Source organism: Pseudomonas sp. FW306-02-D09B, from assembly GCF_058782685.1.
On record NZ_JBYSXY010000012.1, the window covers coordinates 13,580 to 33,288 of the forward strand.

The 19,709-nt window shown below is 60.7% G+C and carries 21 protein-coding genes; 8 read left to right on the top strand and 13 right to left on the bottom strand.

Annotation, left to right across the window (positions count from 1 at the left end):
• The first annotated feature begins 12 nt into the window (after positions 1 to 12).
• Positions 13 to 612, top strand: a complete 600-nt coding sequence (locus AC3WK5_RS19460; RefSeq protein ID WP_103315562.1) for a tRNA-uridine aminocarboxypropyltransferase — start codon at positions 13 to 15, stop codon at positions 610 to 612.
• A gap of 52 nt (positions 613 to 664) precedes the next feature.
• On the opposite strand, the gene lapD is transcribed toward AC3WK5_RS19460, so the two are convergent.
• The 3 genes from lapD to AC3WK5_RS19475 all read right to left on the bottom strand — a co-directional run bounded on the left by lapD (position 665) and on the right by AC3WK5_RS19475 (position 3,747).
• The gene (gene lapD, locus AC3WK5_RS19465) at positions 665 to 2,605 is read right to left on the bottom strand and encodes a cyclic di-GMP receptor LapD (RefSeq protein WP_103315563.1); all 1,941 of its coding nucleotides are present in this window, start codon (positions 2,603 to 2,605) and stop codon (positions 665 to 667) included.
• A 148-nt stretch (positions 2,606 to 2,753) separates the two neighbouring features.
• Positions 2,754 to 3,149 (bottom strand): YbaN family protein, encoded by a 396-nt coding sequence (locus AC3WK5_RS19470; RefSeq protein WP_019692443.1) that lies wholly within the window; start codon positions 3,147 to 3,149, stop codon positions 2,754 to 2,756.
• 10 nt (positions 3,150 to 3,159) lie between these two features.
• Positions 3,160 to 3,747, bottom strand: coding sequence for a UPF0149 family protein (locus tag AC3WK5_RS19475; RefSeq protein ID WP_103315564.1), 588 nt, complete (start codon positions 3,745 to 3,747; stop codon positions 3,160 to 3,162).
• A 313-nt stretch (positions 3,748 to 4,060) separates the two neighbouring features.
• Here AC3WK5_RS19475 and recQ point away from each other — a divergent pair, with 313 nt between their 5' ends.
• The 4 genes from recQ (at position 4,061) to AC3WK5_RS19495 (ending at position 9,010) form a co-directional block, all read left to right on the top strand.
• Positions 4,061 to 6,190 carry a DNA helicase RecQ gene (recQ, locus tag AC3WK5_RS19480; RefSeq protein ID WP_103315565.1) on the top strand — a complete coding sequence of 710 codons (2,130 nt, stop codon included), beginning with the start codon at positions 4,061 to 4,063 and terminating at the stop codon, positions 6,188 to 6,190.
• A 118-nt stretch (positions 6,191 to 6,308) separates the two neighbouring features.
• Positions 6,309 to 6,743 carry a MarR family transcriptional regulator gene (locus tag AC3WK5_RS19485; protein WP_054596242.1) on the top strand — a complete coding sequence of 145 codons (435 nt, stop codon included), beginning with the start codon at positions 6,309 to 6,311 and terminating at the stop codon, positions 6,741 to 6,743.
• 127 nt (positions 6,744 to 6,870) lie between these two features.
• Complete coding sequence (locus AC3WK5_RS19490; protein ID WP_103315566.1) at positions 6,871 to 8,526, top strand: motility hub landmark protein FimV; 1,656 nt, start codon at positions 6,871 to 6,873, stop codon at positions 8,524 to 8,526.
• 196 nt (positions 8,527 to 8,722) lie between these two features.
• Positions 8,723 to 9,010, top strand: a complete 288-nt coding sequence (locus AC3WK5_RS19495) for an Rdx family protein (protein WP_103315567.1) — start codon at positions 8,723 to 8,725, stop codon at positions 9,008 to 9,010.
• On the opposite strand, the gene AC3WK5_RS19500 is transcribed toward AC3WK5_RS19495, so the two are convergent.
• Positions 9,004 to 9,897, bottom strand: coding sequence for a DMT family transporter (locus tag AC3WK5_RS19500; RefSeq protein WP_103315568.1), 894 nt, complete (start codon positions 9,895 to 9,897; stop codon positions 9,004 to 9,006). The genes AC3WK5_RS19495 and AC3WK5_RS19500 overlap by 7 nt on opposite strands.
• A gap of 91 nt (positions 9,898 to 9,988) precedes the next feature.
• Positions 9,989 to 10,747 carry a helix-turn-helix transcriptional regulator gene (locus AC3WK5_RS19505; RefSeq protein ID WP_103315569.1) on the bottom strand — a complete coding sequence of 253 codons (759 nt, stop codon included), beginning with the start codon at positions 10,745 to 10,747 and terminating at the stop codon, positions 9,989 to 9,991.
• 134 nt (positions 10,748 to 10,881) lie between these two features.
• Between AC3WK5_RS19505 and AC3WK5_RS19510 the strand changes: the two genes are divergently transcribed.
• Positions 10,882 to 11,703 carry a UDP-2,3-diacylglucosamine diphosphatase gene (locus AC3WK5_RS19510; protein WP_103315570.1) on the top strand — a complete coding sequence of 274 codons (822 nt, stop codon included), beginning with the start codon at positions 10,882 to 10,884 and terminating at the stop codon, positions 11,701 to 11,703.
• A 183-nt stretch (positions 11,704 to 11,886) separates the two neighbouring features.
• On the opposite strand, the gene AC3WK5_RS19515 is transcribed toward AC3WK5_RS19510, so the two are convergent.
• Positions 11,887 to 12,477, bottom strand: a complete 591-nt coding sequence (locus AC3WK5_RS19515) for an HD domain-containing protein (protein WP_103315571.1) — start codon at positions 12,475 to 12,477, stop codon at positions 11,887 to 11,889.
• 99 nt (positions 12,478 to 12,576) lie between these two features.
• The gene (locus AC3WK5_RS19520; RefSeq protein ID WP_103315572.1) at positions 12,577 to 12,888 is read right to left on the bottom strand and encodes an Mpo1-like protein; all 312 of its coding nucleotides are present in this window, start codon (positions 12,886 to 12,888) and stop codon (positions 12,577 to 12,579) included.
• A 160-nt stretch (positions 12,889 to 13,048) separates the two neighbouring features.
• Between AC3WK5_RS19520 and AC3WK5_RS19525 the strand changes: the two genes are divergently transcribed.
• Complete coding sequence (locus tag AC3WK5_RS19525; protein ID WP_103315573.1) at positions 13,049 to 14,110, top strand: AraC family transcriptional regulator; 1,062 nt, start codon at positions 13,049 to 13,051, stop codon at positions 14,108 to 14,110.
• Here the strand turns inward: AC3WK5_RS19525 and AC3WK5_RS19530 are convergent.
• Positions 14,067 to 15,521 (bottom strand): TrkH family potassium uptake protein, encoded by a 1,455-nt coding sequence (locus AC3WK5_RS19530; RefSeq protein WP_054596251.1) that lies wholly within the window; start codon positions 15,519 to 15,521, stop codon positions 14,067 to 14,069. The genes AC3WK5_RS19525 and AC3WK5_RS19530 overlap by 44 nt on opposite strands.
• A gap of 120 nt (positions 15,522 to 15,641) precedes the next feature.
• Between AC3WK5_RS19530 and AC3WK5_RS19535 the strand changes: the two genes are divergently transcribed.
• Entirely contained in the window at positions 15,642 to 16,208 is a 567-nt protein-coding gene (locus AC3WK5_RS19535) for an NAD(P)H nitroreductase (RefSeq protein WP_103315574.1), read from the top strand.
• Between the two features lie 37 nt (positions 16,209 to 16,245).
• On the opposite strand, the gene AC3WK5_RS19540 is transcribed toward AC3WK5_RS19535, so the two are convergent.
• From AC3WK5_RS19540 to AC3WK5_RS19560, 5 genes are all read right to left on the bottom strand, one after another.
• Positions 16,246 to 17,592, bottom strand: coding sequence for a sensor histidine kinase (locus AC3WK5_RS19540; protein ID WP_103315575.1), 1,347 nt, complete (start codon positions 17,590 to 17,592; stop codon positions 16,246 to 16,248).
• Positions 17,593 to 17,659: 67 nt separating this feature from the next.
• On the bottom strand, positions 17,660 to 18,100 hold the full coding sequence (locus tag AC3WK5_RS19545) for a Spy/CpxP family protein refolding chaperone (RefSeq protein WP_054596254.1): 441 nt from the start codon (positions 18,098 to 18,100) through the stop codon (positions 17,660 to 17,662).
• A gap of 104 nt (positions 18,101 to 18,204) precedes the next feature.
• Positions 18,205 to 18,882 carry a response regulator transcription factor gene (locus AC3WK5_RS19550; protein WP_103315576.1) on the bottom strand — a complete coding sequence of 226 codons (678 nt, stop codon included), beginning with the start codon at positions 18,880 to 18,882 and terminating at the stop codon, positions 18,205 to 18,207.
• 7 nt (positions 18,883 to 18,889) lie between these two features.
• A complete protein-coding gene (locus AC3WK5_RS19555) occupies positions 18,890 to 19,300 on the bottom strand; it encodes an SH3 domain-containing protein (protein ID WP_054596256.1) in 411 nt (136 codons plus the stop codon).
• Positions 19,301 to 19,408: 108 nt separating this feature from the next.
• The gene (locus AC3WK5_RS19560) at positions 19,409 to 19,708 is read right to left on the bottom strand and encodes a YciI family protein (protein ID WP_103315577.1); all 300 of its coding nucleotides are present in this window, start codon (positions 19,706 to 19,708) and stop codon (positions 19,409 to 19,411) included.
• Between the last annotated feature and the right edge of the window lies 1 nt (position 19,709).

Sequence of the window (19,709 nt, forward strand, 5' to 3'; positions counted from 1 at the left end):
CGGGGGAATCGTATGTCCAGAATTCAATGCGCCCGCTGCCTGCGCCCGCAAACTCACTGCCTGTGCCCGTTGATTCCGAGCCTCGACAGCCGCACCCGGGTGCTGCTGTTGCAGCATCCGAGCGAGGTGAACCATGCGTTGAACACCGCACGGCTGGCAGCGTCGGGGCTGAACAATGCCGAGCTGGTCGTCGGCGAAGTGTTCGAGGATTTACCGCGTCTGCTGAATCAACCGGGTTACCGGGCCCGCTTGTTGTTCCCGGCTGACGATGCGCAACCGTTGCAGGCCTATACGCCTGATGATCAACCGTTGCTGCTGGTGGTGCCGGACGGCACCTGGCGCAAGGCGCGCAAGATGCTGCACCTCAATCCATTGCTGGCAGCGTTGCCCCGAGTGACGCTGGCCGAAGGCGCGGTCTCGCGCTATCGCTTGCGCAAGGCTCCGGGGCCGGGAGCGTTGTCGACGGTGGAGGCGATCGTGCAGGCATTGCAAACGCTGGAGGCACCGACGACCTTCGAGCCGCTATTGCGACCGTTTGAAGCGCTGATCGAAGGGCAGATTGCGGCGATGGGGGAGGAGACGTACCAGCGTAATCATGGTGGCAAAGTCTAGAGGCCACGACGCAAGCTGGCGTAGCTTGCCACGAGGCGGCTACACCTGCGTACTACATGGGTTCTGGCGGTCCGATCAGCCGGCCCATGACGCCGAACAGTCCCAACGACCTGATTGCCTCCAGTTCCCCCGGCGTTTCTATCTGCTCGGCAATCAACGGTAAATCGATGCTGTTGGTCGCGCGGAAAATGGCTTCGATGAACAGGCATTTGTCGCTTTGCTGGTCGATGGCGCGAATGTAGCTGCCATCGATTTTCAGGTAGGCCAAACCGAGTTGGGTGAGGTTGCCGATCTGGCTGAAGCTGCCACCGAAGTGCTGCAGGCCGATCCCGTAGCCGGTGTTGTGCAGGCTCAGGCACAGTTGACGCAACTCTTCGGGGGGCGGCAGTTGGCGTTCGTCGAGTTCAAGGGTCAGCAAGGGGCCGAGGCTGGGCAGGCCGTCGAGCATATCGAGGATCAGGCGCCGTTGCGCGGCATCGCGCAGGGTGCTGCCGGACAAGCTCAGGGCCAGCGGCCAAGGGTGTTCGGCAAGGTAGTCGAGGGTGTGTTCGAGCATTGCCAGGTCGAATCGCGCCGACCAGCCCAGCCGTTCTATCCAGGGTAGAAAGTGCCCGGCGCAAATGGTTTTGCCCTGTGGATCGAGCAGGCGCGCCAGCACCTTGTGGTGCAGCACCTGACTGGTGTCGGCGCATTGCACCACGGGTTGGAAGTACAGCTGCATTTTGCCGTGAGTCAGGGCGTCATCGATCCAGGTGCGCCAGTCGTGCTGCGTATGGTTCGGTGGGTTATCGGACTGCTGCAGTTGCACCCACGGCCGTTCGGGATGCTGCTGGGCCTGAGTCAGTGCCTGATCGAGGCGCAGCAGAATGTCGGTGGAGGCTTCGCCGGGTGTGTAGGCGACGACTCCCAGATGCGCCACTGGCATGCAGTCGCTGGCGCCGGTCAGGCGCAGATTTTCCAGGGTGGCGCTGATCTCTGCGGCCAGGCGCGCTGCGTCCTTGCTGTCCAGGCCTGGGGTCAGCAGGCTGAACTCACCGCCCCGATTGCGTGCAGCCAGCCAGGTATGGCGATCCGGCTGTTGAATCAGGCGTTTGAGTAACTGACCCACGGCGCTGATCAGCGCGTCGGTGCGCTGGCCACCCAGTCGCTGGTTGAGCCCGGTCAGGTCATTGATCCGCAACATCAGCAGGTGTCCGGCGCTGCTCTGCTCAGTCACCAGCAACTGATCGGTGAGTTGTTCGTTGAGCAAACGGCGGTTGGCCAGCCCCGTGAGACTGTCCTGAAACGACTCGGCGCGCAGTTGCTCGCTACGTGCGGCTTCTTCGGCAAACAGCCCTTTGAGCTTTTCGACCATTTGGTTCATCGCCAGCACCACGCGTTTGAGTTCCGGGGTTCTGGGCACCTTCGGCAGGCTGAGAAACTCGCGTTTGTTGATGGCTTCGGCCTGTTTGACCATGGCGTCCAGCGGGCGCAGTTGCCGACGCAGCAACCAGCCGCCGAACATCGCGCTGAGCAACCCGCACAGCAGTAACCAGATCAGACTGCCGAGGGTACTGTCCCACAGTTTGCTCAGGACGAACTGTGGGTTGCTCACCACTTCAACGCGCGCGGCTTGCTCCCAGCCGCGCATCACCAACGCATCCCCGCCTTGCGGATGCAGGTTCACCAGATCGACGAACCAACCCGGTACGCGTTCGGTGGTGGCGACCGCATTGCGCTCGACCAGGACGCGTTCGTCCTCGATATTGATGACCCGGATACTGGAAAAGTAGCCACTGTCGAAGACCGAGCTGACCATCAATTCAATCATCGCCAGGTCGTCGATCTGTGTGGTCAACGACAGCCCCAGTGCGGTGGCAGTGTCCTGGGCATGGGCGCGCAATTGGCTGAGTATCTGCGCACGCGAGCTTTCCAGGCTGACAAAAAAACTGCCGCTGAAGGCGACCAGCAAGAACAGGCAGATGGCCAAAAACAACTGTTTGAGTAGCGACATGAGACGCTCCGGAGCGTTGACCTTCCTGGACGACGGGATATGTCTGGCCGCAGACGTGCAGATGCCTGGAGTTTAGGCACTGTTTTGCAGGAGGCAGGGCAGATTGTCGGGAGCGGGGGGATGGATGAGCTTAGGTGGCGAGGCGTATTCAGGGTTTGATCAGGGTTTTCTGCCGCAGGATATACACCGTCACCAGCACTGCGCTGGTCAGCATGAAGCCACGTGCCCAGGGCAGTGGGACGAGGATGCAGGACAGGCCGATACTCAGCCACATCAGGCCAATGGCGTAGACCTTGCCCTTGAGCGGAATGCCGTTGCCGTCCAGATAGTCGCGAATCCAGGGGCCGAGTCGTGGATGCTCGACCAGCCATTGATAAAAGCGCGGCGAACTGCGGGCGAAACAGGCGGCCGCCAACAGCAGGAAAGGGGTGGTGGGCAGTACAGGCAGGAAGATCCCAATCACCCCCAACGCTACGCTCAGCCAGCCGATGGCCAGCAGCACATAGCGCAGGATCAGGGGACGATTGCCTATGGGGTCAGCCACAGGCAAGGACTTAGTGGTGACGAGGCTTGAGGATCGCCGGTTTTTCGTCTGGCGCGTTGCACAGCAGGTACAGCGCGGTCAGGGCTTCCGGGATCTGCACGATCATGTCGTCCATCAGGTTGGCGTCGGCCGCGATGTCGGAGAACTCGGGCTGTTCGTCGAACAGGCCGGAACCGACCATGATCGGCAGCAGCATTTCGCTGACTTCGTCTTCGGCGGTCTCGAACCAGGCTTCTTCACGCAGGAATACGCCTTCCATGAAACCGATGCACCAGCCGCGCAGGTCGGAATCATCCGGCTCTTCGCCCAGGTCCAGGTCGCATGGCAGCTCGAACTCTTCATCGGAGGCCAGTTGGCGAGCGATATGAGCCTTGAGGGCAATCAGGGTCGATTCGATTTCGGCACGCTCGGCGTCGTCGCGATAATGCGGCTCTTCGGCGAAGAGCGCGTCGATCCACTCACGATCAGGCACCGTCTCGGAACAGATCGACAGCGCCGTCAGGTAGCCGTGGGCGGCCACATAGTCCAGCGCCTCGTCATGCAGCTCGTCGGCGTCGAGGAAGGCTTGCAGGCGGGTTAGTTGCTCAGCGAAGGACATTGAAGGGCTACCTTGGGAATATACGATGCCCAATTCTAGGCGTTCTTGAGCGGTCCGGCCAGCCGCACGGCAGATTTGCCCGCATTCCAGACCAGTCTAATCCCGATCCGTAGGGAATTGTTGATCTGGGCGGGGAGGCTATTCGTCAGTGCCCCCCATTGCCCGGTATCGCTCGGGTATACTCGCGCGTTTTGCAAAGCCCTGCAGGTGTCGCGACGGTCCCGGACAAATCCGCTTACGGATCTGTCCGTGACAACGTGGTTTTTTGATCCAGCCTGCACACAGGGATATTCAGCACCATTTGGAGTTTTTCATGCTCGAACAGGCTCAGCGCGTCCTCAAGGACATCTTCGGCTACGACAGTTTTCGTGGCCGTCAGGGTGCCATCATTGAGCGCGTGGCCAGCGGCGGTGACGCTCTGGTGCTGATGCCGACCGGCGGCGGCAAATCGCTGTGCTTCCAGGTCCCGGCACTGTTGCGCGATGGCTTGGCGGTGGTGGTTTCACCGCTGATTGCCTTGATGGACGATCAGGTTGCGACCCTCGAAGAACTCGGTGTGGCCGCGGCGGCGCTCAATTCGACCTTGAGCGCCGAGCAACAGCGCGATCTGGCGGCGCGGATCAAGCGCGGCGAAGTGAAGATGCTGTACCTGGCACCTGAGCGCCTGGTCCAGCCACGGATGCTGGCATTCCTGCAAAGTCTTGAAATCGCGCTGTTTGCCATCGACGAAGCTCACTGCGTGTCCCAATGGGGGCACGATTTCCGCCGGGAATACCTGCAACTGGGCCAGTTGGCGGAACTGTTCCCCAACGTCCCGCGCATCGCCCTGACCGCCACGGCCGACAAGCGCACCCGGGAAGAAATCGTCGAGCGCCTGCATCTGCAGAACGCCGAGCGCTTTCTGTCGAGTTTCGATCGGCCGAACATTTTTTACCGCATCGTGCCCAAGGAGCAGCCGCGCAAGCAGTTGCTGGCGTTTTTGGCTGAACGGCGCAGCGATGCCGGCATTGTCTATTGCCTGTCGCGCAAGAAGGTCGACGAAGTAGCGGTGTTCCTCAGCGAGCAAGGTTTCCCGGCACTGCCGTACCACGCCGGCCTGCCCAACGATACGCGGGCTCACCACCAGAAGCGCTTCCTCAACGAGGAAGGCCTGATCATGGTCGCCACCGTGGCATTCGGCATGGGCATCGACAAACCCAATGTGCGCTTTGTCGCGCATCTGGACTTGCCAAAGTCCCTTGAGGCCTATTACCAGGAAACCGGTCGGGGTGGCCGTGACGGTCTGCCGGCAGATGCCTGGATGGCTTACGGCCTGCAAGACGTGGTGATGCTCAAGCAGATGCTGCAGAACTCCGAAGGCGATGAGCGCCACAAGCGTCTGGAGCAGCACAAGCTCGACGCCATGCTCTCGCTGTGTGAAGAAACCCGCTGCCGCCGTCAGACGCTGCTGGCCTATTTCGACGAAGACATGCCGCAGCCCTGCGGGCATTGCGACAACTGTGTCGACGGTGTGCAGACCTGGGACGCCACCGAACCCGCCCGTCAGGCACTGTCGGCGATCTACCGCACCGGCCAGCGTTATGGCGTCGGGCATTTGGTGGACGTGTTGCTGGGCAAGGACAACGAAAAAGTCCGCAGCTTCGGCCATCAGCATCTGTCGGTATTTGGTGTCGGCAAGGCGCGGGCCGAAGGTGAATGGCGTTCCCTTTTCCGACAGTTGGTGGCGCGCGGTCTGGCGGACATTGATCTGGAAGGCTACGGCGGCCTGCGTTTAAGCGACAGCTGCCGGCCGTTGCTCAAGGGCGAAGTGACCCTGGAACTGCGCCGCGACCTCAAACCGCAAACCACCGCGAAAAGCAGCAGCACCAGCCAGGCCAGCCAGTTGGTGCGAGGCGAAGAACGCGAGCAGTGGGAAGCTTTGCGCGCCCTGCGCCGCAAGCTCGCCGGAGAGCATGGCGTGCCGCCGTACGTCATCTTCCCCGATTCGACCTTGCTCGAAATGCTTCGCAGCCAGCCAAGCTCGTTGCCGGAGATGGCCAAGGTCAGCGGTGTCGGTGCACGCAAGCTGGAGCGCTATGGCGAGGCCTTCCTCGAAGTGCTGGGCGGCCAGGCCGAGGCCCCGAAAGTGGTTGCCGACCTGCGTCACGAATTGATCACACTGGCGCGCGCCGGCATGACGCCGATGCAGATTGCCGGTCAGTTGCAGTGTTCGGAAAAGAACGTGTACACGATGCTCGCCGAGGCCATCGGCAAGCAGCAACTGTCGCTGGAGCAGGCACTGGACCTTCCGGAAGAGCTGATGGGTGAAGTCCAGGACGCATTCCTGGACGGCGAGGGCGAGTTGCCGCCGGTGTCGGAGATTTCCGCGTTGTTTGCCGGTCGTGTTCCCGAGGGCGTTTTGTACTGTGTGAGAGCGGCATTGCAGTCGGAGTTTGAAATTTAAGTGTCGAAGATCAAGATGTAACGATTCAGTACAGACCGAGCCTTGCCTAGAGTCGAGGGCCATGCTTAGCTGACTAATAATTAGTTTCAGCCTATTTCAGTCTAACCATGAGTTTTTTATGCCGTTAACCGATCAACACCGTTTTGGCATGCAGTTGGCGCAGATGTCTCGCGGCTGGCGCGCCGAACTGGATCGCCGTCTTGCCGGTCTTGGCCTGTCCCAGGCCCGCTGGCTGGTGCTGTTGCACCTGGCGCGTTTCGAAGAAGCCCCCACTCAGCGTGAGTTGGCACAAAGCGTCGGTGTTGAAGGACCGACACTGGCGCGTCTGCTCGATAGCCTGGAAACCCAAGGCCTGGTGCAGCGTCAGGCGGTGGCGGAAGACCGCCGGGCGAAAAAGATCGTGCTGTGCGCGCCCGCCCGTCCCTTGATCGAACAAATTGAAACCATTGCCGCCGAGTTGCGCCATGAGCTGTTCGAGGGTGTCAACGAGGAAGATATGCGGGTGTGTATGCGGGTCCATGGGCACATTTTGGCCAATCTGGAAAAATCTTGAGGCATAACCACACCGCAGACTTTTGAGAACTGGCGCAGAGCAGACTATAAGAACTACCAGGCAATTACGTGTTCACACTGGACGTGCGAATGCGCACAGGTTGATTCTGGTTAGCTAAGGAATGCTCATGCTCGAGAGTTTGCAGTCTGTGTTACGGCGCTCCGTCAGCCTGTTGTCGGTCGCCGGTGCCTTGAGTTACTCCGCATTGGCACCCGCGTTGGGGTTGGGCGACATCACGTTGCACTCAGCCCTTAACCAACCGTTGAATGCCGAAATCGCCTTGGTCGATCCCGGTGCCCTGAGTGACGGTGAACTCTCGGTCAGCCTGGCGACGGCGGATGAGTTCGCCCGCGCCGGTGTCGAGCGAGTGTTTTTTCTCAACGACCTGCGTTTTACCGCCGTTCTGCGTGGCAATCGCAGCGTGATTCGGGTGGTGTCCAGCAAGCCGGTCAATGAACCGTTCCTGAATTTTCTGGTGCAGGCGAACCAGCCCAATGGGCATCTGCTGCGCGAATACACGGTGCTGATCGATCCACCGGGTTCACCGGGGATCGTACCGGTGAGTGATGTCGAGCCGGCCCCGGCGATCACCCAGCAACCCACTGCCACCGCCCCCGTCAAAACGCCTGCTGCCCCCCCGGTAAGCACGGCGCCTGCAACTACCGACCGCACCTCCGAGTTGCTGGCAGCCAGCGTCCTGGAAAACCAGCAACTGAAACAAACGATCGATCAGTTGAACACCCGGCTACAAGCCCAGGATGAACAGATCGCCAGCCAGCGCAAGCAAGTCAGCGATCTGCAAACCGAGTTGGCCGAAGCCAAAAAACCTTTACCCGCCCCCGTCATTCCCGTCGTGCCAATTCCGGTGCCCACAGCCGCTGTGGATGAGACGAGCAGTGGTTGGGCGTTGTGGCTGATCGGCGGCCTGTTGGTGCTTGGCGTGCTATTGCTACTGGGCCTGTTTGCGCTCCGTCGGCGGCGGGTACAGCCTGTATCAGCACCCGCGCCGCGACATGAGCCGGTGGTCAGTCGGGGAGCGCCCGATAGTGCACAGAAACCATCGATTGAGCTTTCTGCGACGCAGTCTCCCCCTGCGAACCGCGAAACCGCTCATGGGGCAGAAGTGCTTGAGGGCGTCGGTATCTACCTGACCTATGACCGCTACGCCGAGGCGGCCAGTCTATTGCGCGAAGCCTTGCTCAAAGAGCCACAGCGCAGCGATTTGAACCTGAAACTGTTGGAGGTGCTGGGACTGCAGGGCGACAGCGCAGCTTATTCGGAGCATGAAAACAGTTTGCATGAAGCGGGTTACAGTGCCGAGGTGCTGGAGCAGATTCGCGCACGTTCGCCGAAACTGGCCAGTGCACAATCGTTGGCGACTCTTGAGTCGACGGCTGAAACGACGGCTGAACCTGCTGCCTCGGTAGGGGATGAGTTCCAGTTGAATCTGGATGACTTGTCGATGGATTCGAGCTGGGATCTGGCCTGTCCGTCCGACACAACAGCGGCAATAGCTGAACCCGTGGATCAGCTGGAACCGTTGGACGATGGCTTTCTCGACGATTTCGCCGATGCATCGCCGCCTCTGGAACTTGAGCCGTTGTCGGGCGAATTCGCGGTACCTGCGCACGAAGAGATCCACCCCGGCAAACTGGAAGAAGCGCAGAACTGCATCGACGACGGTGATCTGGACAGCGCCATTGCGCTATTGAACGAGTTACTCAAGGACAGTGACGAATCCTTGAAGCAAACCGCCCGCAGCCTGTTGGCCAGCATACGCTGAGCTCCTGTAGGAGCATGGCTTGCCTGCGATGGCGTCCGTGAGATCGCTATCGCCAGCAGCTGTGCTCCTACAGGTCGCGCGCAGCCATCAATTTTCGCAATACCTGCGATCAGTACGTCTGCCCAAGGCTCAGGTAGATCGAGCGGCAAAGGCGGCTATCATAGCGGCGCCATCGAGTTCAGGAGTCCAGCACGCCATGACCACGCACAAACCGGAAGTTGTCATCACTTACTGCACGCAATGCCAGTGGCTGTTGCGCGCCGCCTGGCTGGCCCAGGAGCTGCTCAGTACCTTCGGTGACGACCTGGGCAAAGTTTCTCTGGTGCCGGGAACCGGCGGGGTGTTTTTCATTACCTGCGACGGGGTGCAGATCTGGGAACGCAAGGCCGATGGCGGCTTCCCGGAAGCCAAGGTGCTCAAGCAGCGGGTCCGGGATCAGATCGATCCCGACCGCGATCTCGGACACAACGATAGAACTCAGTGAGAGGCGGCTTCGGCCGTCACGCTTTTCTTGCTTGAGCTGCCAGACAGACTGCTGGACACCACAATCGCGATGATGATCAGCGCACCGCCAATCAACATCCGCAGTGTCGGATTCTCACCGAACAGCAGCCAGGCGACGGTGATGCCGTAAACCGGTTCCAGGGCAAACACCACCGCGGCGGTGCGAGCCTTGATCACCGCCAGGCTGGCAACGAACAGGCTGTGGGCGACGCCGGTGCAGAACACTCCGAGCAGACCGATCCACAGCCAGTCGATGGCGCGCACCTCACTCAAGCCCGGTGCTGCCACCGGCAACAGACAGAGGGCGACCACTACGTTCTGACACAGCGCTGCCTGCACGGCGGGTATACGCCCGGAGCTGGCACGGTTGGTCAGCGACAGCAAGGCGAACAGCAGGCCCGAGCCCACCGCCCAGAGCAGACCGCTGGTGGCTTCACTGGCGAGGTCGAAATCCGGCGTAACCAACACCAGGCCGACGCTCACCAGCGTCACCAGAAGTATTTCATTGGCGCGGATTCGCTCGCGGAAGATCAGGCCTTCGAGGATCACCGTGAACGCCGGGAAACTGGCAAAGCCCAGGGTCGCAATCGCCACGCCGGCAACTTTCACCGCAATGAAAAAACTCACCCAATGCCCGGCCAGCAACAGGCCGCTGAGGAGCAGGCGACGCCAGTCCACGGCTTCGAGTTTCTGCCAGCCAGTGCTGCTGGCGAAACGGGCAAAGAATGCCAGAGCGATCACCGCGAATGCCGCACGGCCAAAGACAATGATGGCAGGGGAGGCCGCGGCGAGTTTGCCGAACACACCCGTCAGGCCAAACATCAATGCGCCGATATGCAGGGCGCCAAGGGCGGTACGCGGAGTCATTTCAATCCTTAATCCATAGAGGCAATGACGACATTGAACCGCGTGACGGCCTGATCTGTCTGTCGTCAAACTCGCGTTTTTTATCGTCAGCCTAGCGCTTGCCCGCCGTTCGACGCAGTGCGCCCGGCGAGGCGCCGAACTCGCGCATCACCGCTGCGGCGAAGGCGCTCTGGGAGCCATAACCGACACGGCAGGCGACTTCGCCGATGGGCAGCGCGGATTCACGGAGCAACTTCACCGCGATATGCAGGCGGCGACTGCGGATGTAATCCATCGGCGTCTGTCCGCATTCAGCGACAAAGCGTGCGTGCAGACGTGCGCTGGACAGCCCGGCGATACGCGCCAGATCGGCGACTTGCAGCGGATAGGCGGCGTATTGGTCGATGTGCGCGTTGAGCGCGGCGTAAGGCAAGCGGCGCCCGGCGATGCTGCCCGGCACGGCGTTGTTGAGGCTGGCGAGCAACAACACGGCGCCTTGCTGGGCGATCAGCGGGTCAGTGACCGGGCTGCTCGCCAGCCAGCTCACCAGTTGGCTTTGCCCGGCATCCAGCGGCAAGCGTCCGGGGTTGTCGAGCAAGCGCCGACTGGCCTCCGCATGCTCGCCCAATGATTGCGAAACCCATTGATCGCTCGGCACATCGAGCACCAGGCAGCGGCTGCCATTCGGGCTGCCGCAAGCGTGATGAGCGCCTGCCGGTACGACCACAAAACTCTGCTGCACCACCTGGCTGCCATGACCGCCGACCTCGAAGTCGAGCGCGCCCGACAGGCCGAACACCAGTTGCGCGTGGTCATGGCTGTGGACGATCAGGTCGTGGGTGTACTGGCGTAGCGTGAGGATCGGTCTCATCGCAGTCTCCTGGGCAGACTCGCAGTCTACACCGGCCGGGCCTGGGTCCGGGTTGTCATCAGACTGCCGTATTTGTGTCATGGGCTATTAATCGCTGCGGTGCAAGCTTGCGAAAAATCTCGCAGAGGTTGCCCATGACCAGCGCCGAACGTGCAAAACCCAGCCGTAAACAACGCGTGCGCACCTTGTGGATCTCCGATGTGCACCTCGGCACCCGGGATTGTCAGGCCGAGCATTTGTCGCAGTTTCTCAAGGGCTATCAGGCTGACAAGATCTATCTGGTCGGCGACATCATCGATGGCTGGAAGCTGCGCAGCGGCATGTACTGGCCGCAGGCTCACACCAACGTCATTCGCCGTTTGCTGACCATGAGCAAGCGCGGCACCGAGGTGATTTATATCACCGGCAACCACGACGAGTTTTTGCGGCGTTATTCGAAGCTGATCCTGGGCAATATTCAGTTGGTGGACGAGGCGGTCCACGTCACCGCGGATGGCCGGCACCTGTTGGTGATTCATGGCGATCAGTTCGATGTGATCACGCGTTATCACCGCTGGCTGGCGTTTCTTGGCGACTCGGCCTACGAGTTCACCCTGACCCTCAACCGCTGGCTCAATCACTGGCGTGCACGGTACGGCTACGGTTACTGGTCGTTGTCGGCGTACCTCAAGCACAAAGTCAAAACCGCGGTCAGCTTCATCAGCGATTTCGAAGAGGCCATCGCCCACGAGTGTGTCAAACGCGAGCTGCACGGGGTGGTTTGCGGGCACATTCACCACGCGGAAATCCGCAAGGTCGGTGAGGTGGATTACCTCAATTGCGGAGATTGGGTGGAGTCGTGCACAGCCTTGATCGAGCATTTGGACGGCACGATCGAGTTGTACCGGTTGGCGGATGCGCAGGCGCGCGAGGCACAACTGAAAGCTGACTTGGTGAAGGTCGCGGAGCCGGTGTAAGTCGTGAGGTGCTTGCCATTGTGGCGAGGGGGCTTGTCGGAACGCCGCAATGCCCCGTTCGGGAGCGAAGTGGCCGCAAGCCCAGCAAACGCAGTATGTCTGGCGATACCCGATTGCAGGTTTAGGGGGTGCTTCGCCCCCCAACGGGGGCAAGCCCCCTCGCCACAGGAAATCGGCTTGTCTTCAGACCGGTGCGTGTTCTTCCATCGCTGCCGTGTAGATCGAGTTTTTCGGTCGGGCGAACAGGCGCTCCATCATCGGTTCGAAGAAACTCAGCGGCAGGGTCTCGTAGTCTGGATCAAAGGCTGCCGCGTCATACCTGGCGCAGAACTCGAGGGTTTGCCGGTACTGCGGGTGTTCGCGAAACTGCTCGCGCAGGTGTCGGTCCATGCCCAGGTGATGGAAAAAATAGTAGCCCTGGAAAATCCCGTGCTTTTCTACCATCCACAGGTTTTCAGGGCTGACGAATGGCTTGAGGATCGCTGCCGCAATGTCCGGGTGGTTGTAGGAGCCAAGGGTATCGCCAATGTCGTGGAGCAGCGCACACACCACGTATTCCTCATCCCGGCCATCACGCCAGGCGCGGGTGGCGGTTTGCAGTGAGTGGGTCAGCCGATCGACCGGGAAACCGCCAAAATCACCCTCCAGCAGTTTCAGGTGCGCCACAATCCGTGTCGGCAATTGTTTGGCGTAGGCACTGAAGTCCGCGGCGATGATCGCCCAGTCTTCCTGCGTACCCTCCTTCATGTGGGTGAAACGGGCGTGCGCATTCATCAGCTATCCTCTTATTGTTTACGAAGGGACGTCGTGCAGTGTAGAGCTTGGATCCAATGCTGCACTGGCCATGTGGGACGGCTTGATGGCCCGGCGAGCCTAGAAAGGCACTTTGCCGAGGATCATGTCGCGATACATGATGAAGTCACCGAGCAGGCTGTAAAACGGATGCTGGAATGTCGCCGGCCGGTTTTTTTCAAAGAAAAAGTGTCCGACCCAGGCGAAGCTGTAGCCGGCCAGAGGCAGGGCCAGCAACAACAGCCAGGCACCTTTGCCGATAGCGAAGGCGAGGATGAAAAGCACCAGGCTGGTGCCGACAAAGTGCAGGCGTCGGCAGACACTGTTGCTGTGTTCGCTGAGGTAATACGGGTAAAACTCGGCGAAGCTGCTGAAACGCTTGATGTTTTCCACGACTGCATTCTCTGTGGTTATTGTTCTGCCGAGCGGATGTTCTGCGGGCAGCTTATTTAAGTCTAGAGTCATCAGTGGCAACAGCCAGTGACCTTGGGCGCCACTTTAGTATCCTTCTGAAATTGGCCGTGATGCGCGGCACATCAAGTAAGAAAACGCCATGAGCGAACGAACGACTTCTGCAAGCTGGGCGATGGGGATTGTCAAGGCACTGGAGATGGACGGCCTGGATTGCCGGGTCTTGTTCAAACAGCTGGGGCTCGACTACGCGGCGCTGAATGATCCGGATGCGCGCTTTCCTCAAGATTCGATGACGCGACTCTGGCAGCGTGCGGTAGAGCTGTCCGGCAACCCGGCAATCGGTCTGAACATGGGCAAGTTGGTCCGCCCGGCATCGTTTCATGTGGTCGGTTATGCCTTGATGTCGAGCCAGACCCTGGCGGAAGGTTTTCAGCGCCTGGTGCGTTATCAGCGGATCATCGCCGAAAGCGCTGACCTGAGTTTTCGCCTGTTACCCGAAGGGTATGCACTGATTTTGACGGTGCATGGCGACCACCTGCCGCCCACCCGACAAAGTGCCGAAGCGTCACTCGCCTGTGCGCTGGGCTTGTGTGGCTGGCTGACCGGGCGCACCTTGCAGCCACGCAAAGTGCTGATGCAGGGCGATCAACCCCAAGACCTCGAACCCTACAAATTTGCCTTTCATGCGCCGCTGGAGTTCAGCGCGCCTTATGACGCGCTGATTTTCGAACGGGCAGACATGGAAGCCCCGTTGCCGACTGCCAACGAGGCGATGGCGTTGTTGCATGACCGGTTTGCCGGCGAATACCTGGCGCGGTTTTCTGAAAGCCAGGTTACCCACAAGGCTCGGCAAGTGCTCTGTCGCCTACTGCCGCAAGGCGAGCCCAAGCGCGATACGGTGGCGCAAACCCTGCACTTGTCCCAGCGCACCTTGCAGCGACGCTTGCAGGAAGAAGGCACGAGTTTTCAGACGCTGCTCGACGACACGCGCCGCGAGTTGGCCGAGCAGTACCTGGCGCAGCCGAACATGACCCTGCTGGAAACCGCCTACCTGTTGGGGTTCGCCGATCCGAGCAATTTCTTTCGAGCTTTTCGGCGCTGGTTCGATACCACGCCCGGCGAATACCGGACGCGGTTGATGGACGCGCCCAAAGAACTCAGTGACGCCAGAACGCCGGGATACACAGCACAAACACGGTAATGATCTCCAGTCGCCCGAGCAGCATGCCGAGGGACAGAATCCACTTGGCGGCGTCGGGCAGGCTGGCGAAGTTACCGGACGGTCCGATGGTTTCACCCAGTCCCGGACCCACTCCGGAAACCGTACTGGCGGCACCGGTCAAGGCGGTCATCCAGTCCACGCCCAGCAGCGACAGCGCCAGGGCGATGGCGCAAATGGTGATTGCAAAGAAGAACGAAAACGTCAGGATCGAGCGCACAATTTCTTCGTCGAGACGATGACCGTTGTACTTCTGCTTGATCACCGCACGGGGGTGGATCAGTTGGTTGAGGTTAGCCTTGAGCAGGATAAAGGCCACCTGGAAACGGAAGATCTTGATTCCGCCAGCGGTCGACCCCGAGCAACCACCGACAAAGCCCAGATAGAAAAACAGCATCAATGAGAAGGTGCCCCACAAGCTGTAGTCCCCCAGCGCGAAACCGGTGGTGGTGACCACCGAGGTGACGTTCAGCGCAACGTGGCGCAGTGCGTCCAGCCAATGCAGGTCGGTGGTCCACCAGTACCAGGTGCCGAGTACCAGCCAGGTCACCAGCAGCATGCCGAGTAACCCCTGCACTTGCTGATCCTTGATCAGCGCCCGTCGATTGCCGCGCAAGGTCGCCACGTACAAGGTAAATGGCAGGCTGCCGAGAATCATGATCACCACCGCGACCCAGTGCACAGCCGGTTGCGTCCACTTGGCCAGGGACTGGTCGGAGGTGGAGAAGCCGCCAGTGGATATTGCCGACATCGCATGGTTGACGGCATCGAACGGGCTCATGCCCGCCCACCAGAACGCCAGGCTGCCGAGGATGGTGATGCCGACGTAGGCGGCGACGATCAGCCGGGCCACCATGTGCGAACGCGGCATGACCTTTTCGGAACGGTCCGACGACTCGGTCTGAAACAGCCGCATGCCGCCGATGCGTAGCAGTGGCAGAATCGCGACCGCCATGCCGATAAAGCCGATACCGCCCAGCCAGTGCAGCAACGAACGCCACATCAGGATTCCCGGAGACATGCTGTCCAGGCCGCTGAGCACAGTAGAACCGGTGGCGGTGATGCCTGACATGCTTTCGAAAAACGAGTCGGTGTAACTGATGTGCTGGGTTAGCAGAAATGGCAATGCGGCGAATATGCAGACCACCACCCAGCTCGACACCGTGAGCAGGTACATGTCCCGCGGGCGCAGGTGTATATGCTCTGGTCGCCCGGGGATGACCAGCGCCAGGCCGGCGAGAAAGGTAATCATGCTGGCCCAGAGGAACGACGGCAGGTCGCTGGTGCGGTCGTAAATCAGCAGGGTTGCCATCGGCACAACCATGCTGATGGCCAGGGTGATCAGGAAGATGCCGATGATGAAACCAATGATCCGTAAGGTCGGCAACGCCATGAAGTCCGCTCGGGCTGATAGGGAAGGGCGCCATTCTACCTGCGAGGCAGGGCATGTAAACCGGCATCCCGGCGGCAGTTGCCGCTAGAATAGCCAGACATTTTTTTCAGGAGGTGGCCGATGCAGGCTCTCGACGCTTTGCTCAACCGTGTATCCGTTCCGCGTTTGCTCGACCCGGCGCCCACCGCAGCACAACGGGAAGTGTTGTTTTCCGCGGCCATGCGCGCGCCGGATCACGGGCATTTGCAGCCGTGGCGTTTTCTGACGGTCGAAGGCGCGGCGCGCGAGCAATTGGGCGAGATACTGGCTGAGGCTGCACGCCTGCAAGACGCCGATGTGCCTCAGGCCCTGGTGGACAAGGCGCGCAACGGTCCGCTCCGTGCGCCATTGGTCGTCATTGTGGTGGCGCGCGTTCAAGACCACGTCAAAGTGCCAAAGTCCGAGCAGTTGCTGGCGGCAGGTTGTGCGGCACACGCTATCTTGCTGGCGGCTTACGCTCAGGGTATCGGCGCGGTGTGGCGTACCGGCGAGCTGGTCTATTCGGAGCATGTGGCCCAGGGGTTGGGCCTGGCCGAAGGTGAAGAAGTGATTGCGTTCCTTTACCTGGGCACACCGCAGAACGAACCGCGGGTGGCCGGGAAAGTCGATCTCGCCGAGTTTGTCAGCGCCTGGCCTGCCAAGCCCTGAACATGATCGTCCCCACGCGGGAGCGCGGGGACGATCGTTACGGTGCGATACCGGGCTCTAATGGCAGCTCCAGGCTGGCAATGAATCCACCTTCCGGGTGATTGGCCAGAATCAGGCTGCCACCGTGGCGCTCCGCCGCACGCCGGGCGATGGCCAATCCCAGGCCATGTCCGGGGGCGGTCTGGCCGGGCGCGCGAAAAAACGGCTCGCCCAATTGCTTCAAATGCTCGGCTTCTACACCGGGGCCGTGGTCGCGCACGCTGATCACAATCCGATCTCCCTGACGCAATGCCAGCACTTCAATCGGTTGTCCTGCCGGATTGAAGCGCTGGGCGTTGCGCAACAGGTTGTCCAGCGCCCGCTCGATCATGGTCGGCCAGCCCTTGAGGCTTAATTGCCGTTCGGCTTCGATACGGATGATTTGCTCTGGCGCGCCAAGCTGAGCGTCTTTTTGCACAGTATTGAGTAGCGCATTGAGGTCGACCGCTTCGGCACTTGCGTTGTCGGCGTCGACCCGTGCCAGCACCAGGATTTCACTGATCAGTGCTTCCAGACGATCACATTCGCGGGTCAATCGTGGCCAGAGTTTTCCGCGTTCTTCGGGACCGGCCCGTTCCGCAAGCGCCAGGGCGATGCGCAACCGGGCCAAGGGTGAGCGCAGTTCGTGAGACACGTCACGCAGCAGTTGCCGCTGGCTGCCGATCAGGCTTTGCAGGCGTGCGCCCATGCGGTTGAAGTCGTTGGCCAGCACGCCAAACTCGTCACGCCGGTTGGCCAGCCGCGCCAGGCTGTTTTGCTGATAGGTCGTCTGACCGAGATCGTGCACCGCACCGCGCAAACGGCTCAGCGGGCGGGTGATGGACAGCGTCACCAGCAGGCTGAACAGTGTCAGCACCACCAGGGCAATGGCCAGCGCACTGAAGGGCCAAAGCAGGCTGTTGCGGTGCCAGGCGTTGAGCTCTGGATGCGGAATACGGTAGATCAGCAAGTAGGTTTCGGCGCTTTTCGGGCTGGTGTACTCGACGGTCAGACGCCGCCAGGGCAGGTGGCGGCCGCTGTCGTCGGGGTTGTCGTTTTGCCGTGCTTCCAGGGCTGCCGCGCGGCGAGGAAAGGTCCCGCGCACCACCGGGTCACCACCTTCGTTCAGTACCTGAACATCGATGTGGTAACGCCGTTTGCGTTGTTCGAGCAAGGCTTGCGCCGCGTCCTCGCCTTTTTCTTCGTAGAGCTGCGTCCACTCTTGCGCCAGGGTATTGAGGCCCGGGTGGCGACTGAGAATCCAGGCGTCCTGGTTCAACATGTGCCCGAGCAGGATCGACAGCCCTGCAACCAGAGCGATGGCCAGCCAGAAACTGGCAAGGATGCGCCAGAACAATGAACGCACGGTAAGTCCTCAAACAAAGAAAGCCCAATGGCGATTGACCATTGGGCTGGGGAGAAACGCTAGAGCATTATTGCGTTTTTTGCGGTTGTTGGGCTTTCCAGGCCTGGAACTGCTCCCATTCGGCTTTGCGTTCGGCCTGCTTCTTTTGGATCGCATCGAACTTCTGCTGTTGGTCCGGCTTGAGAAGGGCACGAATGTCCTTCTCGGTTTTCTGGCGGCCGGCCGCCATTTGGTCTTTCATGGCCTGCTGATCGGCTGGCGAGAGTTTTTGCAGGTACTGCTCGACCAACTCTTTACGTGCATGCATCTGCTCGCCGATCAATTTGCGAATCTGCTCGCGTTGTTCGTGGCTGAGGTTCAACTCTCTGTACATGCCTTTGCCGCCATGCATGTGCTCGCTGTAGCCGTGGCCTTCCATTGGGCCCATCGGGCCTGGGCCTTCTGGTGCTGCCATGGCAATGGTTGGCAGTGCAGCGGCGAACATCAAAGCGATAAGGGTCTTGCGCATGGTGTGTCTCCTTGTCTCGTTCCCGGTGTGTTCCGGATGAGTACAGAATACGGAGATCAAGGTCAGCGGCGGTCAGCAGAGCGTAAAGCTTGGGTAAAGACGGTTCAGAGGCTGTAGTAATAACCACGGCTGCGCAGGGCAACGATGCGCGGGCGACCGTCGGGGTGCGGGCCGATCTTTTTGCGCAGGTTGCTGACGTGCATGTCCAGGCTACGGTCGTACAGGGTCAGCTTGCGCCCGAGGGCGATCTGCGCCAACTCCTGCTTGTCCAGCGGTTCGCCGGGTTGCTTGAGCAGGGCTTCGAGCAGGCGACTTTCAGAGACGGTCAGGGTGAATTCCTGTTCGTCGATGCTGACCACGCCGCGGACCGGGCTGAAGCACAGGTCGCCGAGTTCCATCTGGCTGGACACCGCTGCCGGATGGCTGCGCCGCAGTACTGCGCGCAGACGGGCCGTCAGTTCTCGGGGATCGCAAGGCTTGGCCAGGTAATCGTCGGCACCCAGTTCCAGCCCGAGGATCCGGTCCAGCGGCTCGCCACGGGCCGAGAGCATCAGCACCGGCAGGTCCGGGTGGTCGTTGCGCAACTGCTTGAGCAGCTCCAGACCGCTGCCGTCGGGCAGCATCACATCCAGCACCACTGCTGCCGGCGCAGACTCGGCCAAGGCGCGGCGCGCACTCAGACCGTCGTGGCAAGCGTGCACGACAAAACCTTCCTGGCTCAGCCAACTGCTCAGGAGCTCACACAGCTCCTGGTCATCATCAATTAGTAACAGCTCGCTCATGACTCACTCAATTTAGCCATTGCCGACGTGTTCTACGTCCACCACTGGCGAAGATACCGCAGAGCAGGGCCAATAGCGCTACTCCGGCGCCAGTGACGAACCACTGCTGTTGATCGGTCAGCAGGCGCGGCAGCGGGTTTGCCTGGGCTTCCTTGAGTTGCAGCTTGAGGCGCTGATTCTCTTGGCGTAACCGGCCCAGCAAGGCGCTTTCGCGTTCGTTATCGGCATTTTGCAGTTGTTTGTTCAGCTCTTCTCGTTGCCGCTCGCTCTCTTTCAAGCGCTGCTGCAATTCGGTGATCTGGCTTCCGGCGCTTAACGACAGAGGCGTTGAATAGCCTGAGTCCGAGTGCTCTTCGGCATGGGCGAAGGCCCCGATCGATAACGTGACCAACAGCAGGCACAGCGGACCTTGGCGCATCGAAACTCCTGATTCCAATCGAGTGTTGGGCAGGTTGTCGGCCGTGGAACGAGAATAATGAGCAATTGAACACGCGATGAACCGAAGGTTCATCGCGCAGAGGCCGGGTTATGGCAGGACTTGCTTGAACGGTTTGACCAGAACGTTGGCGTAGACGCCTGCGGCGATATACGGATCGGCGTCGGCCCAGGCCTTGGCGGCTTCGAGGGAGGCGAACTCGGCGACGATCAGGCTGCCGCTGAAACCTGCTGCGCCCGGATCATTGCTGTCGATGGCAGGGTGCGGGCCAGCCAGGACCACGCGGCCCTCGGCCTTGAGCTGTTGCAGCCGCTCGATGTGGGCAGGGCGCGCAGCCAGGCGGTTTTCCAGGGAGTTGGCGACGTCTGTAGCAATGATTGCGTAAAGCATG

Coding starts and splice junctions, on each gene's coding strand:
- recQ (WP_103315565.1), top strand. CDS start 4,061: ATGCTCGAACAGGCTCAGCGCGTCCTCAAGGACATCTTCGGCTACGAC.
- AC3WK5_RS19485 (WP_054596242.1), top strand. CDS start 6,309: ATGCCGTTAACCGATCAACACCGTTTTGGCATGCAGTTGGCGCAGATG.
- AC3WK5_RS19525 (WP_103315573.1), top strand. CDS start 13,049: ATGAGCGAACGAACGACTTCTGCAAGCTGGGCGATGGGGATTGTCAAG.
- AC3WK5_RS19515 (WP_103315571.1), bottom strand. CDS start 12,477: ATGAATGCGCACGCCCGTTTCACCCACATGAAGGAGGGTACGCAGGAA.
- lapD (WP_103315563.1), bottom strand. CDS start 2,605: ATGTCGCTACTCAAACAGTTGTTTTTGGCCATCTGCCTGTTCTTGCTG.
- AC3WK5_RS19505 (WP_103315569.1), bottom strand. CDS start 10,747: ATGAGACCGATCCTCACGCTACGCCAGTACACCCACGACCTGATCGTC.
- AC3WK5_RS19500 (WP_103315568.1), bottom strand. CDS start 9,897: ATGACTCCGCGTACCGCCCTTGGCGCCCTGCATATCGGCGCATTGATG.
- AC3WK5_RS19535 (WP_103315574.1), top strand. CDS start 15,642: ATGCAGGCTCTCGACGCTTTGCTCAACCGTGTATCCGTTCCGCGTTTG.
- AC3WK5_RS19510 (WP_103315570.1), top strand. CDS start 10,882: ATGACCAGCGCCGAACGTGCAAAACCCAGCCGTAAACAACGCGTGCGC.
- AC3WK5_RS19550 (WP_103315576.1), bottom strand. CDS start 18,882: ATGAGCGAGCTGTTACTAATTGATGATGACCAGGAGCTGTGTGAGCTC.
- AC3WK5_RS19555 (WP_054596256.1), bottom strand. CDS start 19,300: ATGCGCCAAGGTCCGCTGTGCCTGCTGTTGGTCACGTTATCGATCGGG.
- AC3WK5_RS19475 (WP_103315564.1), bottom strand. CDS start 3,747: ATGTCCTTCGCTGAGCAACTAACCCGCCTGCAAGCCTTCCTCGACGCC.
- AC3WK5_RS19490 (WP_103315566.1), top strand. CDS start 6,871: ATGCTCGAGAGTTTGCAGTCTGTGTTACGGCGCTCCGTCAGCCTGTTG.
- AC3WK5_RS19530 (WP_054596251.1), bottom strand. CDS start 15,521: ATGGCGTTGCCGACCTTACGGATCATTGGTTTCATCATCGGCATCTTC.
- AC3WK5_RS19495 (WP_103315567.1), top strand. CDS start 8,723: ATGACCACGCACAAACCGGAAGTTGTCATCACTTACTGCACGCAATGC.
- AC3WK5_RS19545 (WP_054596254.1), bottom strand. CDS start 18,100: ATGCGCAAGACCCTTATCGCTTTGATGTTCGCCGCTGCACTGCCAACC.
- AC3WK5_RS19460 (WP_103315562.1), top strand. CDS start 13: ATGTCCAGAATTCAATGCGCCCGCTGCCTGCGCCCGCAAACTCACTGC.
- AC3WK5_RS19560 (WP_103315577.1), bottom strand. CDS start 19,708: ATGCTTTACGCAATCATTGCTACAGACGTCGCCAACTCCCTGGAAAAC.